Below are 365 nucleotides of genomic sequence, written 5' to 3'. Positions count from 1 at the left end.
TACGAGGAGTTCGCCGACCGGGCGGGTGCCCAGCTCCAGCGCGTCCCGCAGCCGTTCGCCGTCGGCCGGCGAGAGCAGCCCGGCCTGGCTGGAGACGGCGACCATACGGGCGAGTTCGTCGTCGTTGAAGACGGCGGCGACCTCGTCCTTGGGCTCCACCTTGATCAGCCGGAGCAGGACGTTGGCGAACGCGTTGATGCCGAAGATCAGCGGACGCAGCGTGCGGGTCAGGGCGACCAGCGGCGGGCCGAGCACGAGCGCCGTCTTCGTGGGCGCGGCGAGCGCGATGTTCTTCGGGATCATCTCGCCGAACAGCATGTGCAGATACGTGGCCAGGGTCAGCGCGATCACGAACGCGATCGGGT

Annotated in this window: 1 protein-coding gene; it reads right to left on the bottom strand. The window is 69.0% G+C overall.

The genetic code is table 11. From position 1 onward, the window contains the following. Positions 1-365, bottom strand: a 365-nt coding sequence (locus BHU15_RS37690; protein WP_141726998.1) for a CNNM domain-containing protein, incomplete at both ends; no start/stop codon positions are given.

This window comes from Streptomyces niveus, from assembly GCF_001723055.1.
In the GTDB taxonomy this organism is placed as follows: domain Bacteria; phylum Actinomycetota; class Actinomycetes; order Streptomycetales; family Streptomycetaceae; genus Streptomyces; species Streptomyces niveus.
Note: the sequence above shows the minus strand (reverse complement) of the source record. Positions and strands in the feature narration are given on the sequence as shown.